Annotated in this window: 11 protein-coding genes; 6 read left to right on the top strand and 5 right to left on the bottom strand. The window is 38.1% G+C overall.

The genetic code is table 11. The features are described 5' to 3' along the window. Position 1: 1 nt before the first annotated feature. Positions 2–1,042 (bottom strand): taurine ABC transporter substrate-binding protein, encoded by a 1,041-nt coding sequence (gene tauA / locus AC1PJP_RS17240; protein WP_282496882.1) that lies wholly within the window; start codon positions 1,040–1,042, stop codon positions 2–4. 441 nt (positions 1,043–1,483) lie between these two features. Here tauA and AC1PJP_RS17245 point away from each other — a divergent pair, with 441 nt between their 5' ends. Further along, a complete protein-coding gene (locus tag AC1PJP_RS17245; protein WP_282496883.1) occupies positions 1,484–2,668 on the top strand; it encodes a hypothetical protein in 1,185 nt (394 codons plus the stop codon). A 62-nt stretch (positions 2,669–2,730) separates the two neighbouring features. Here the strand turns inward: AC1PJP_RS17245 and AC1PJP_RS17250 are convergent, their stop codons facing one another. The 4 genes from AC1PJP_RS17250 to AC1PJP_RS17265 form a co-directional block, all read right to left on the bottom strand. After that, positions 2,731–4,197 (bottom strand): MFS transporter, encoded by a 1,467-nt coding sequence (locus AC1PJP_RS17250; protein WP_013198172.1) that lies wholly within the window; start codon positions 4,195–4,197, stop codon positions 2,731–2,733. 194 nt (positions 4,198–4,391) lie between these two features. Beyond that, on the bottom strand, positions 4,392–5,783 hold the full coding sequence (locus tag AC1PJP_RS17255; protein WP_479767842.1) for an LLM class flavin-dependent oxidoreductase: 1,392 nt from the start codon (positions 5,781–5,783) through the stop codon (positions 4,392–4,394). A 178-nt stretch (positions 5,784–5,961) separates the two neighbouring features. Beyond that, positions 5,962–7,257 carry an acyl-CoA dehydrogenase family protein gene (locus tag AC1PJP_RS17260; RefSeq protein WP_479767843.1) on the bottom strand — a complete coding sequence of 432 codons (1,296 nt, stop codon included), beginning with the start codon at positions 7,255–7,257 and terminating at the stop codon, positions 5,962–5,964. Between the two features lie 134 nt (positions 7,258–7,391). Beyond that, positions 7,392–8,210 carry a hypothetical protein gene (locus AC1PJP_RS17265; protein ID WP_199987203.1) on the bottom strand — a complete coding sequence of 273 codons (819 nt, stop codon included), beginning with the start codon at positions 8,208–8,210 and terminating at the stop codon, positions 7,392–7,394. 642 nt (positions 8,211–8,852) lie between these two features. Here AC1PJP_RS17265 and AC1PJP_RS17270 point away from each other — a divergent pair. The 5 genes from AC1PJP_RS17270 to AC1PJP_RS17290 all read left to right on the top strand — a co-directional run bounded on the left by AC1PJP_RS17270 (position 8,853) and on the right by AC1PJP_RS17290 (position 13,992). Beyond that, positions 8,853–10,298 (top strand): cytochrome ubiquinol oxidase subunit I, encoded by a 1,446-nt coding sequence (locus AC1PJP_RS17270; RefSeq protein WP_479767845.1) that lies wholly within the window; start codon positions 8,853–8,855, stop codon positions 10,296–10,298. After that, entirely contained in the window at positions 10,291–11,298 is a 1,008-nt protein-coding gene (gene cydB, locus AC1PJP_RS17275) for a cytochrome d ubiquinol oxidase subunit II (protein ID WP_060466432.1), read from the top strand. Before AC1PJP_RS17270 ends, cydB begins: the two co-directional genes overlap by 8 nt. Before the next feature lie 14 nt (positions 11,299–11,312). Then, positions 11,313–11,447, top strand: a complete 135-nt coding sequence (locus tag AC1PJP_RS17280) for a hypothetical protein (RefSeq protein WP_000749813.1) — start codon at positions 11,313–11,315, stop codon at positions 11,445–11,447. Positions 11,448–11,540: 93 nt separating this feature from the next. After that, positions 11,541–12,959: an aminotransferase-like domain-containing protein gene (locus AC1PJP_RS17285; RefSeq protein ID WP_479767848.1), complete on the top strand. Its 1,419-nt coding sequence runs from the start codon at positions 11,541–11,543 to the stop codon at positions 12,957–12,959. Positions 12,960–13,059: 100 nt separating this feature from the next. Then, positions 13,060–13,992: a LysR family transcriptional regulator gene (locus tag AC1PJP_RS17290; RefSeq protein WP_005132240.1), complete on the top strand. Its 933-nt coding sequence runs from the start codon at positions 13,060–13,062 to the stop codon at positions 13,990–13,992. The last annotated feature ends 29 nt before the right edge of the window (positions 13,993–14,021 follow it).

Below are 14,021 nucleotides of genomic sequence, written 5' to 3' on the forward strand. Positions count from 1 at the left end.
CTTAAGGCTGCAAAAATGAAGAATTCACATTGCCTTTATAATCGGCTTTAAGTTGATCGACCTTGCCCTGACCTTTTAAGAACTTCGCTGTATCAAAAATATTTTGCGCAAATTCACCATCTAACGTTTGTTTTTGCTGAGCGTGGTCTAGGTAAATATTTCCACTTAATAAAAGTGGGATATCTTTTGGATCAGAACCTGTAAGCTGCGCAATTTTTTGCACGTTATCGGCATCTTTAACGTAAGCGGCTGGATCTTGATTATATTTTTCAAGCTGCTCAAGCGTAGTTTTAACAAAAGCTTTTAAGAAATCAGGATTTTTCTCTGCAAAATCTTTACGCACAACCCATAAGTCATAAGTTGGAGCACCCCATTCGCCCACTTGTTTTGAGTCGGTTAAAACCGTACCAGATGCTTTGGCTTTACTTAAAGCAGGTTCCCACACATATGCTGCATCAATATCACCACGTTCCCAAGCAGCTGAAATTTCAGGTGGACGCAAGTTAATAATTTTTACTTTGTCTTCTGGAATGTTCCAATGTTTAAGTGCAGACAAAAGGCTGTAATGCGTGGTTGATACAAACGGTACAGCAACGGTTTTGCCAATTAAATCTTGAGGAGTTTTAATGCCTGATTTATTACTTACTACTAATGCTTCAGACCCACCAAGTTTTGATGTAATTAAGAATACTTCAATCGGTAAATCACGGCTTGCCGCAGCAGCAAGTGGACTTGAGCCAATATTGCCAAGTACGACATCACCTGAAGCAAGTGCGTTTACAACATCTGAACCCGCATCAAATTTTTTCCATTGAATATTACGTTGGCTATGTTTTTCATATTCCCCATTGGCCTGGGCAACTTTGCTTGGGTCCACCCCTGTTTGGTAGGCAATTACGACAGGTTTGCTGTCGCGAACTGAAGCACTTGTATTATTGTCTTTTTTATTTTGCCATACGATAAATGCAACAATTGCTACAACCACAATTGCCGTGATAATCAACGGTTTGGTCTTTGTGCTCATAATTTCATGATCTTTCAATAATATAAGCTCATGGTATGCAGCTGGCTTTATAATGAAAAATAAAAAAATATGAGTTGCTTATCTATTTTTGATAAATAACTTTTTCATATAAGTTTTTATCTTTTGGTAAAAAGCAAATATCAACAAGCCTTACAGATTAGCCATAAAATTAAAATACTTATATATCAATAATTAAAAAGGATATTCAAAAAACACATGATGAGAAAAACCTGACATACCTACTCTAATTATTTTATCCTACTCATTTCGTCATTTTTATTTTTTGCTTATTGCATCCAGAGTTTTGCATCTAATTAATTTTCATTCTTTTATATAAAGTTCAGATTTTATTATCTTTTTATCTTAAAACTTCTGCAAATATTAAGATTTGAACAAATCTTTTTCTGGTTTATACATGACGCAAATTTAATTTTTATTTTTAAGAGGAGAAAAATTCTTTTGTTTAAACATTCTCAATTTTTGAAAAAAACATTAATTACAACGTCTTTGATTACATTCAGCCTTTCAAGTCATGCGGCTCTTACCTTTGGTAATGCTGAAGAAGGTCAACTTAAAGTGAGTGGTACTGTTCGAGCTAAATATGTTTATGATTTTGACTCTGACCCCACTACCAGTAAATTTTCCTTTAATGACGCGGTATTATGGCTAGATTACAACTCCCCGAAATGGATTGGCCACCTAGATTATCGGGTTTATGAATATTACGGGCGTTTAGGCGATGCCAATTGGCTTACCGATGCGTGGTTGGGTTATAAAATTAATGACAACAGTAAAATTATTGCTGGCTTAAACCCAGTTCCTTTTGGCTTGGGTCGCTTTTGGGGAAATACTTATTATTTAGGCATTGCCAATAGTGCAGGTTGGGAAGATGTACATAACCTTGGCGTAAAATATGATTTCAATGATGGAATCAATGAAGCACAACTCGCCTTTTATCCTACCGATGGTGGCACCTATAGAGGTAAAAGCAAAGACTCGAGTCGATTTAGTATCAACCCAGTCAATGCGGATGACTCTGTACCACAAGGCACCAATACTAAAGAAAAGAACTCCATTGTTGTTCGCGGTGCTCATACCTTTAAAAATGTCTTAGGCCAAGAAAATTTCTCTACTCAACTGGGTGCCTCTGCATGGTATTCCACCATTGAAAATAAACGTTCAGGGCAAGATGGCGATCGCCAAGTCTATTCAGTTTTTAGCAATACCAATTACAATCAATGGAATTTACAGCTTTTAGCTGGTTATCAAGACATTGATAATGCCGACGCTCAATATAAAGACCACCTGACTTTGGGCGGTTTCGATTATTCATTCAACTCTGCAACCAAAGGTCAGATTTACTCAGCCGAACTCAGCTATTTATTTCCTCAGCAGTTTGGCCCAATTACCTCTATTCGCCCGTACTTAAACTATAGTTCTTATCGAAAAGAGCAAGATGGCTTTAAAGACTCCACCCGTTTTATTCCCGGCATTGCCTTTAACTATCAAAAATTGACAGTACAAGCCGAGTTGCTGGTGGGTAAACACGATCCATATCTAGGAGACAGTGAAGGTCTTGCGGCTGGCGGAAGCAATGATAAATGGAACAAAAAAGCATTTGTGATTTTTGCTTATTACTTCTAACTCAAAAAAACAAAGGCCAACAGATGTTGGCCTTTGTTTTCATTTAGATATCTATTTTTACTCTAGTCGATTACTGGTGAATTATTGAGAGGAAGTTCTGCTTTATCTTCATCAATCACATCGACATCTTGAGCAGTAGGCTCAAACTTAATCAGTAGCCCAATCACAATTAAAGGAATAAATGCAAAGATAGAAATAATCAGGTAAACATCGGTTTTATATCCCGCCATCCAGATCGGTAAAACAAACAAAGCAATTGCTTGAGCAACACCCGTTACTGCACGGTTAAAGCCGACCCCAACGCCACGAATCGAAGCTGGATAAGCCATAGTTGGATACACCATCATTTGTGCACCTGGCCCAAAACCTTCAGCAAAAAGCCATAAACCTAGCATGCCAATTGCGGTGTAGAGTAAAAAACTATTACCGGGTTCACCAATTAATGCTAAGGCAATGAGGGCTATAAACTGGAGTAAAAAGCCTGTAAGCAACACATGACGAGATTTAAATCTGCTAGCAACAAATACGCCTAACAGCCCGCCCGTAAATGCAAATAATAAATTAAGTCCAAGTGTGGTGGTAATGGTCGTCAAGACATCTGTATGGAAGAAACGCGTTAAAATAGAAGGTAAAAAGAAGGCAATGGTCGTGTACTGAAATGCCACCGAAATGTGAATCACAATTGCCACAATCGTTCTTGGCAAATAGGTTTTATTAAATAAAACTGCAAACCCCTCGCGCTTTTTCTTTTCAGCAGTTCTTTCTACTTTTTCAACTGTAGCGACTGCATTAATTGCATAGGACTCTTGTAGAACTTTAGCTGCCCCTTTTAAATCACCTTGGTTGGCAAGCCAGATTGGTGATTCAGTTAAATATTTACCGCGAATAAAAATAATGAGTAACGCTGGCACTGCTCCAAAAATTAAAGATGCTCGCCATAACCAGTTGCTATGCTCAGGAGGTAAAAGAAAGTAAAGGGCTAAAACCAGACCAAAACAGACCGAAGAAGCAGCATACCACATTGGGCACCATGCGGCTAACCGCGCTGCTTTGTTGCTACTCCCGTTAAATTTAGAAAACTCAGATAAGTATGACATTGCCACAGGCAAATCAATACCAACACTAATTCCCATAATAAATCGGGCTAAAATCAAAACCCAGACATTCGGTGCAAAGCCTGCGACAATTGCCGCAATGACAAACAGCACCATGTCCGCCATAAAGACTCGATAACGGCCGATTTTATCTGTCAGCCAACCCCCAATCAGGTTACCCACAATGGTTCCGCAGACAATTGCTGAAGCCACCACACCAGTCATCACAGGGCTTAAAGAAAACTCTGAGATGACTTGCTCAATACCAAAGGACAGCGTTGTTAAATCATAGGCATCAATAAACACCCCAATTAGTGCCAACCAAATAACTTTATTAGACTTACCCTTCCCTGCAAACTTGGAAATTAATTGTGAAACATCATCGGGAGATTTAATTTCATAACGATGGTTATGATCGAGTTCTTGTGTGCTCACTTAATAATTCCTGAATTTTAATAACAGAAACAAAATAATGATTATTCACATAATACAAAAACAAATTAATCTGATGTTTTAATCTAAATTATAGAATTATCTTTTCATTATTAACTCAGCAATAAAACCGATATAAAAATACAAAATAAAAGCTGGTATTTAACCAGCTATTTATTTAAAGGTTTTCCAAAATATTAACTCGCCTCAGCAAGTTTTAACTCTTTTAGATTACGATATTTTGCACCGCGGTGATTTTCAGGCAAATATGGCCCAGCACCAAATAATTTTTCTCTTAATGTTCCTTGTGCATAAGAGGTTTGATATACCCCACGTTTTTGCAACTCTGGCACAATAAACTCAACTACATCGGCAAAGGTTTGATGAGCCAAAATATAGGCAAGGTTAAAGCCATCGACATCGGTATCTTCAACCCATTGCTGTAAAGCATCCGAAACTGTTTCTGCCGAACCCACTAACACAGGTCCATTACCACCTAAACTGTTCCAATTTGCAATTTCTTCAATGGTCCAAACACGTTCTGGGTCTGCATTTACATAAGAATCTAATAAAGATTGAATCGCGTTGGTTTGAATATATTCAACTTTATCGGTCGGTTGATATTGTGAAAAATCGACACCAGACCAGCCAGACAGTAATGTTAATGCCCCATCGTAGCTTCCATAGCTTTGATATTCTTTAAACTTAGCTTGTGCTTTTGCATCGGTTTCATCAGTGACAATCGACAAAAGTGCATAAATTTTGACAGAGTACGGGTCGCGACCTTCTTGAGCCAATTTTTGACGAATGCCCTGTACCACTTTTTTAGTGGCAATTTTAGACGGCGCTGCTATGAATACGCACTCGGCATTTTGACTTGCAAACTTCTGCCCGCGTGAAGATGCGCCTGCTTGGTAAAGTACTGGTGTTCGCTGCGGTGATGGTTCACAAATATGGATACCCGGTACAGTAAAGTATTTACCCTCGTGCTGAATTGGATGCACTTTTTTATGGTCAGCAAAGATACCACTTTTACGATCACGAAGTACCGAACCTTCTTCCCAAGAACCTTCCCAAAGTTTGTAAAGGACTTCTAAATATTCATCAGCAATATCATAACGATTATCATGATTAACCTGAGTTTTTAATCCTAAGTTTTTCGAACCACTTTCCAAATAAGATGTCACGATATTCCATCCAACTCGTCCTTTGGTTAAATGGTCTAGCGTACTAATACGTCTAGCAAAAGGATAAGGATGTTCAAAGGAAATAGAAGTCGTGACACCAAAACCCAAGTGCTTTGTGACTGCTGCCATCGCAGGCACGATCTGTAGCGGATCATTGACTGGAACTTGTACTGCACCTGTTAAGGCATGTTCAGCACTTTGATGATAAACGTCATAAATACCAAGCACATCTGCAATAAAAATACCGTCAAAAAAACCACGCTCAAGAATTTGTGCTAAATCTGTCCAATATTCTAAATCTTTATATTCAACAGATCGATCTTGAGGATGTCGCCATAATCCAGGAGATTGATGGGCAATACAATTCATTTCAAAAGCATTAAAACTAATTTTCTTAGTCATAAAATATCAACCAGCATTTTATTTAATTTTTATACTAAAGCAATTTTTAGGGTTTCTTTATAATATAAACCCCAAACAAAATATAATTTTATTCTAATAGTTTTTTATAATTTATTTCTAAAAAAAATAAATAATATTAAGCCACTAAAAATAGCAGCTTAATATCTAAAACTATAATTTATTGTTTATCAACATTCCCTATACGCCATTGATACGGAGGTAATGTGCCGTTTACACTAAAATCACCGATAATTCGATTTTTAAATACTCTCGGATTATGTGAAGATAAAGTTCTTACATTACGCCAGTATCGATCTAGACCTAAATCTTTGTCTGTTGCAGAAGCACCTAAAGCATCAAATAAAATCGTAGAAGCATTTAAAATCAGATCGGTAATGACCGTTTGAGACTGCGCACTTTCAAGTTCGGCAAGCGCATTTTGCTCTTCTTCAAGCTGCTCATTATTTTGAAATGCAGCCAAATAAGCACGTTGTAAGCTTTGTGCGACTTTTTCAACAATCGCCCCTGCACTGTAAGCCGCGCCACGGATTTGGCCTACTACTTGTAAAATTTGCGGATCCTGTTTTACAAATTGAGCATTTGCATGCGTGTAGTTTCGGGTCCGTTTAGCAACAGCTTGAGAAACATCATAGGTTGCAGCACGCCCTAGACCTGTAATGATTGCCAGTTGAACAAGTTGATAGTAAGCCGCTGAATATTTAAAACGGTCATCGTCAGGTAAAATTTCAGCTTCATCGACCAATACGTCATGGAAATATGCTGTACCGCTTGCGGTGAGTTGCTGACCAAAGCCATTCCAATCATCAACAATTTCAACACCTTCATCTTCTCGGCGGACAACGACTGAACCAGATTCACCTTTTAAATCTGTTACACCAACGTCAACCCAGTCTGCATATAGGCTACCTGTGGTGTAATATTTTTTACCTTTAACGCGAATTTTACCGTCAGCATCTCGATATAAATGTGTTTCGAACTGATCAATTGACTCTTTCCCACCTTCAGACCATGCACTACCGACTGTTTCCCCATTTGCAATTCGGCTAAGCCAACGCTGTTGAAACGCTTTGTCTTTACTTACTAAGACATCTTCAGTGAAACCAAAATGCACACGCAAAGCTTGCGGTAAGTTTGAATCGGCTTCTGCAAGTTCAACGAGCAATGCAAATAGTTCAGGAATAGTTGCATCAAAGCCACCATGATCTTTTGGAAGTCTTAAGCGCGTAAAACCAACATCTTTGAGCCATTGAAGTTGTTCATAGGGCAAAATATGCTGCTGCTCACGAATTAAAGCCCCTTCTTTAATACGGGCAAAAGTTGGTCTGAAATTTTTTGCCAATTCATCATAACGTTCTGAAGGCCCTTCACCCCACACCCGAGAAATAATTGAGGCCTGACTAAGTGCTGCATGCGTTAGTGAACCGAGATGATGCTCAAAATTTAAATTTGTCATGTAAGTAAAACCAATATTGCTTTGCTTTTACCATAAAATATTTATTTCACATGAAAACGATTATTTTTTTATAACTGTATTCATTCTTTATATAAGAACCTAAACACAAAGATAAAAAGCTCATCTATCAAGTCCTAGGATAGCTCTTTTTGTCTAATGCTCTGCTGGCTTTGCAGAAGTGTTTGTATATATTCTGAATAGACAGATAATTTTTCGAAAATATGCTCTGAATAGAACATATCATCAATTAAATGTGTCATTTGCCCAGCAGTAAAGGTGTCGCATAAACCAACCAGCGCTGCGTTCATTTGAGCAAACTTCGCGCATAATTTTACATAAGTTTCATCTTTATTTTTGAATAATAATTTCCGCATTTCTAAGCCATTGAGGTTTTTTAAGTCATCATCTTTTGTGGTTTTAATCCAATAAATTTTGACCTTTAAAAATTGCTCCAGTGCTTTTAAATGCTCGACATCTACGTTTAAACTCGTAATTAAAAAAACTGTTGAGAGATCACTTCGGCACAGTGCCTTGATTAAGCTTAAATAAATAAACTCAACTTCATTAAGCTCTGCAAGTTCCAAATCTATATAAATTTTTAGACTTTCTAAAACGTCATCTACTTTAAAGAGTACTTTCTTTTCAGCTTGGTAATATTTATTAAGAATAGAAAGCACAGGCGCAGTTGCAGGCGTTGTATAAATAGCGGCCTTGTTTAAGTTAGCAAAAATAAATGGTGAAAATAGATAGGCAACATTACTTTGCTGTGCCTCAATATGAGATTGAATTAAATATACAGTTTCAGATTTAGAAAAGTCTCTGAGTACTTTCGCTCTTAATAAAGTAGCTTCAAAATTAACGTAGGTTTGCTCTAACTGAGCCAATATAGATACAGGAATAGGCTGATTTTTAATAATTTTATGCAGGACATTGAGTTGAGAAGTAATAAACATTTTTTAACATCCAAGCTATTTTAGAAGAGCTACACTTAATCAGGTCTTTAATAACCTACGTAACAACCAGACCTCACGCAAAACAACAAAGGAATAAAAGAGAAGAAACTATTCTGCGCTTATTACCCAAAGTCGCATTTACTCTGTTTTGGAAAGTGATTTTGGCCATTCGTAAATCTTGTTCATTTATTTTGGACTTTTGAAGAATGGATACATAGCTACAGATATTTGAAAAAAAACTATAGCACACCTCATGAGTGCTTCAGACTGTTATAGTTTTATAAAAAATTTCTGTATCTACATATACAAAAATAGTAAGTGCATGATTAAGGAAACTTCTTAAGGTAGGTAGTTTTCATGAGACGATCTATTGCATATTGCCAGATATTTCATCAATGTTTCAATGCAACATGCATTTTTACAAATGCAACATCAAGCATAAACTTTGTTAACAGACTGAGAACAATCAATCAGTCTATTCTCTTGAAATATCAAGCAATTATATTGCTTAACCCTGTTGGCATTTTACTTGCTAAGAACATTTATCACAGAAGTAAGTTTAATCGCCAAAATACTTTGTTGCCTGAAAATAAGTATTTAACTCATTTAACCATCATCAGCTAGTTCACAGGGGGAAAGTTTATGAGCCTCGGTCTAACCGCTCTAGAATTAGCGCGAATACAATTTGCTTTTACAGTATCCTTCCATATTATTTTTCCGGCCACTTCCATCGGTCTTGCCTGCTTTTTAGCAGTGTTAGAGTGGAAATGGTTAAGAACCCAAAACCCGATTTATAAAGATCTATTTAAGTACTGGATTAAGATCTTTGCCGTTGCCTTTGGTATGGGTGTAGTCTCGGGCGTGGTCATGAGTTACCAGTTCGGTACGAACTGGAGTGAATTTTCACGCGTTGCCGGAAGTATTACTGGTCCTTTACTTACCTATGAAGTCTTGAGTGCCTTCTTCTTAGAAGCAGGTTTCTTAGGCATTATGTTATTTGGTTGGGGACGTGTCGGTCCTCGAGCCCATTTCTTCGCAACACTTATGGTGGCCATCGGAACATGTATTTCCATGTTCTGGATTTTATCTTCGAATAGCTGGATGCAGACACCTCAAGGCTTTGCCATCGAAAATGGCATTATTGTGCCAAAAGACTGGTTTGCAATTGTCTTTAATCCATCCTTCCCTTACCGCTTTGCCCACATGGGTGCTGCCGCCTTCTTAGTTTCATCATTATTGGTCGTCGGAACATCTGCATGGCATTTAGTAAAAGGCCGTCGTGATGAATTGGTGAAAAAATCGTTCTCGATGGGTCTCTGGATGGTGCTTGTGACTTCATGTTTGCAAGTGGTGATTGGCGATAACCATGGTTTAAACACCCGTGAACATCAACCAGCCAAACTTGCCGCAATGGAAGGTCACTGGGAAACCAATCACAATGAGTCGATGCCATTATTGCTATTTGCAATTCCAGATATGAAAGAAGAACGTAATCACTTCGAAGTGGGTGTTCCTTATTTGGGTAGCTTAATTTTAACGCATAGCTTAGATGGCCAAGTGACAGGCTTAAAAGATTTCGCACCTGAAGATCGTCCAAATTCAACGATTGTTTTCTGGAGCTTCCGTGTGATGGTGGGTCTTGGTGTACTCATGGTCACTTTGTCACTCATTGCACTTTGGTTACGTAAGCGTGAAAAACTCTATGAAACTTCGTGGTTCCATAAATTTGCATTGGTGATGGGACCATCTGGTTATGTCGCTATGCTTGCAGGTTGGGTAACTACTGAGGTTGGCCGTCAGCCGTGGGTTGTATACGGCATTATGCGAACTAAAGATGGACTTTCACATACGGTTTCCGCAGATCAGGTCGGACTGAGCCTGTTTATTTTTGTGGTGGTCTATACCATCGTTTTTGGTAGCGGTATTTACTACACCTTAAAACTGATTAATAAAGGTCCATCATTCATTGATTCACCAAATGTTGAAACTGGTGGCGTAGGACACTTTAAAACACCAATGCGTCCACTTAGTGCAGTCGATGAAAATATTGACAGCAAACAAAACTCTGGGGAGAACCGTCATGATTGATCTTTCTTTAATATGGGTCGGTATTATCGGTTTAGGTGTCATGATTTATGTGGTCATGGATGGCTTCGACTTAGGAATCGGGATTATGTTCCCCTTCATTAAGAACAGCCAAGAACGTGACGTGATGATGAATACTGTGGCCCCTGTCTGGGATGGTAATGAAACGTGGATGGTGCTCGGCGGCGCTGGTCTATATGCTGCATTCCCACTGGTTTATTCAACAGTTTTATCAGCACTCTATTTACCGATCATTTTCATGGTGATTGCCCTGATTTTCCGTGGCGTGGCGTTTGAATTCCGCTTTAAAGCTCATCGCACCAAACACCTTTGGGATTTAGCCTTTATTTGGGGTTCAGTTTTAACCAGCTTTCTCCAAGGGATTATTCTGGGTGCCTATATCCAAGGGATTAAAACTGAAAATGGTATTTATGCTGGTGGTCCATTTGACTGGTTATCACCATTTACGATCTTTACAGGTATTGGCGTAGTTGCGATGTATGCAACTTTGGGTTGTGGCTGGCTGATTTTAAAAACTGAAAAAGGCTTACAGCAACGTATGTATGAGCTTATGCCAAAGCTGATTATTGCATTGCTTATTATTTTTGGTGGCGTAAGTTTATATACACCTCTGACTCATCCTGAAATTGCAGATCGCTGGTTCTCTTTACCAAATCTGTTCTATTTTAGCCCTGTGCCTATTTTGGTCTTATTGTTTGTTGGTCTGATTTTATCAGCGTGTAAAAAGCAGGATCATGACCTTAAGCCATTTGCATATACATTGGCCCTCGTTTTCCTTGCATTTACTGGTTTTGTAATTAGTTTATGGCCTTATATTATTCCGCCATCAGTCACCATCTGGCAGGCCGCAGCACCACATTCAAGCCAAATGTTTGCTTTGGTCGGTGCACTTATTTTGATTCCAATCATTATTGCTTACACCATTGTGTCTTACTGGGTATTTAGAGACAAAGTCCGTGTAGGTGATGAAGGCTATCATTAAGTATGGAGGGTTTTATGAAAAAGTCATCTGTTAAACTCAATCAAACCCAATGGTTTATTCTGCTATGGCTCGGTGGTTTTTTAGCCTTAGCTGTGATTGCTGGATTGTTTAAAGTTATCTTGATTTATGCAGCCCCTTACTTAAAGTAATTCCAATTTTCTAAACAAATGCCGTTTGTAGATTCTGCAAACGGCATTTATTATTGATTCAGTGCATCTTTTTTTATTTCGTGCAGCTCATACATGTATAAATCAGAACAACTCGCTCATAGCATTCGCCAACTCATTGAAAGTGGCACTTTAAGTGCGCATGAAAAATTACCTTCATTAAGAGATCAGGTACAACGCTCTGGCTTTAGTTTAATGACCGTAATGAATGCTTATCAGGAGCTTGAGTCACAAGGTCTGATCTATTCAAAAGTAAAATCTGGGTACTTTGTTGCCGAGCAAATTGCACTAAAGCCACTCGAGCAATATTCAGTTGTTTCACTGAACTCTAAAATTGAAATTAATTCATTAGTTTTTAAATATCTTAAATCAATCCAACACGAGTCCGTCGTACCTTTTGGTTCAGCTTTTCCAGACAGTCAGCTTTTAACAGCCCCCAAACTCATTCAAATTATGGGGCAACTTGCGCGCCAAAGACAAAGTTATGACCAGACCACGAGCCTACCGCCAGGGAATTTAGCCTTAAGAAAACTGATTGCTCAGCGCTACTGTATGCAAGGCATACAGACTGATCCAGATGACATTGTCATTACATCTGGAGGTTTAGATGCATTGAACCTTTCTCTACAAGCTGTTGCTCAACCTGGCGATTATATTTTATTACAGCAAACTGTGTTTTATGGGGCTTGGCAAGCCGCCGAGCGTTTAGGGCTTAAAGTGATTACCATTCCTGAACATCCTCAGCATGGTTTTGACTTAGAAGCTTTTGAACAGGTCATTCAAACATATCCAATCAAGGTGTGCTGGCTGATGTTGAATGCCCACAACCCGATTGGTTTTACAGTCAGTGATGACATTAAATATAAAATTGCTAAGTTGCTTCACGAACATCAAATCTATTTAATTGAAGATGATGTGTATGAAGAGCTTTTTTATGGTGGCCAAAAACCACTTTCAATGAAGTATTTTGACCAACAAAATCTGGTGCTTCACTGCTCTTCTTTTTCTAAAACATTAGGTGCAGGTTTTCGGGTTGGTTGGGTCTATGCGGGTAAATTTTCAGACCATATTCAACACTTACAACTCATGAGCACCATTTCAGTAAATGCTCTCATTCAAAATGCGCTAGTTGAATTTCTGTCTCATCATCATTATGAAAAACACTTACGTACGCTTAGGCTTTCACTTGAGCGTTATAAAAAGCAGTTTTATCATTATTTAAAACAACATTTACCTAACTCTTGTGAAGTGTATTACTACCCAAGTGGTTATTTTCTATGGGTCAAACTTCCTAGTACGCTGGACAGTATGCAAGTTTATGAAGAGTTGATTCATCAAGACATTGGTGTTGCGCCAAGCCCACTGTTTAGTGTTTTACCCGCACAGCAGCATTATTTGCGAATCAATTGCTCTTTTGAATGGAACACTAAAATTCAAAGCGCATTAGATCAAGTGATTAAAACCATTCAACAAAGAGTTGAAGCAAGTCTCTAAAGAAATGCTTCGACCTAAGCACAATTTTATAGACTTTATTTTGTGGTAACTTTATAGCTCAAATCTATTGGTTTTAGGGAAGCAGGTTCAAAGGATTAATATGGAAATTGATGAAGAACTCACCCTTAAAAAAATACAGATTTTTTTGGCTTTCATGCGCTGTGGAAATTTGTCTAAAACAGCCACAGAAATGCAACTGAGTAATGTCAGTGTTCATAAAGCCTTACACTCTTTAGAAAGCGCTTTACGTTGCCCTCTTTTTAAAAATGAAGGCCGTAACCTCATTCCTTTAAAAAGTGCTTATGTCTTTGAGGAACGGGCACAAAAAATCGTACAAGACATTTTTATCACCGTAAATAAAACCAGAGAAGCCGCTGGCTTTGCAGCCAAGGTTTTACATTTAGGGTCTCTTTATTCTTTGACGGTAAACACCATTCCAAATGTGATTAGCGGCCTTAAACTCAGACGTAGTGAGCTTGATATTCAACTGTTGCTGAGTTCAAATCAGGATTTGGTGAAAAAGCTTAAAGCAACTGAGCTTGATGCCATTATCGTGGCTTTAAATGAAACCACTCAAGATGATGACTTTGAAATTTTGCCGATGTTTTCAGACGACATTTTTTTGGCCGTCAATAAAGATTCAAAATATGCCGATTTTAAAGATATTGATTTAAGCCTTTTAAAAGAAGAAACTTTTTTAACTTTAACCAAGGGTTTTGCAACTCATAACGACAGCGACATTATTTTTAAAAAAGCAGGTTTTTCACCTAAAGTTGCTTTACAGGTCAATGATATTTTTACCTTAATTAGTATGGTCAGCTCAGGTGTCGGTTTTGCTCTATTACCCGGCCGTATTTCTGCAGTTTATGAAAGTTCAGTAAAACTTATTCCACTAAAACAGCAATATCACATGCAACAAGAAATCGGTCTCGTCTTTCTAAAGAGTAAAGAGCGCGACCCTAACTTACTTGCCCTGATTGCTGAATGTCGTATGTTTGCCTCTAATTTCAAAAATAAAAAAGACCGTTGTTAATAGCAACGGTCTTTTTGACTGAATATTAA

The sequence above is a fragment of the Acinetobacter sp. V116_7 genome (assembly GCF_056735735.1).

Coding starts and splice junctions, on each gene's coding strand:
- AC1PJP_RS17255 (WP_479767842.1), bottom strand. CDS start 5,783: ATGACTAAGAAAATTAGTTTTAATGCTTTTGAAATGAATTGTATTGCC.
- AC1PJP_RS17260 (WP_479767843.1), bottom strand. CDS start 7,257: ATGACAAATTTAAATTTTGAGCATCATCTCGGTTCACTAACGCATGCA.
- AC1PJP_RS17265 (WP_199987203.1), bottom strand. CDS start 8,210: ATGTTTATTACTTCTCAACTCAATGTCCTGCATAAAATTATTAAAAAT.
- AC1PJP_RS17270 (WP_479767845.1), top strand. CDS start 8,853: ATGAGCCTCGGTCTAACCGCTCTAGAATTAGCGCGAATACAATTTGCT.
- cydB (WP_060466432.1), top strand. CDS start 10,291: ATGATTGATCTTTCTTTAATATGGGTCGGTATTATCGGTTTAGGTGTC.
- AC1PJP_RS17280 (WP_000749813.1), top strand. CDS start 11,313: ATGAAAAAGTCATCTGTTAAACTCAATCAAACCCAATGGTTTATTCTG.
- AC1PJP_RS17285 (WP_479767848.1), top strand. CDS start 11,541: ATGTATAAATCAGAACAACTCGCTCATAGCATTCGCCAACTCATTGAA.
- AC1PJP_RS17290 (WP_005132240.1), top strand. CDS start 13,060: ATGGAAATTGATGAAGAACTCACCCTTAAAAAAATACAGATTTTTTTG.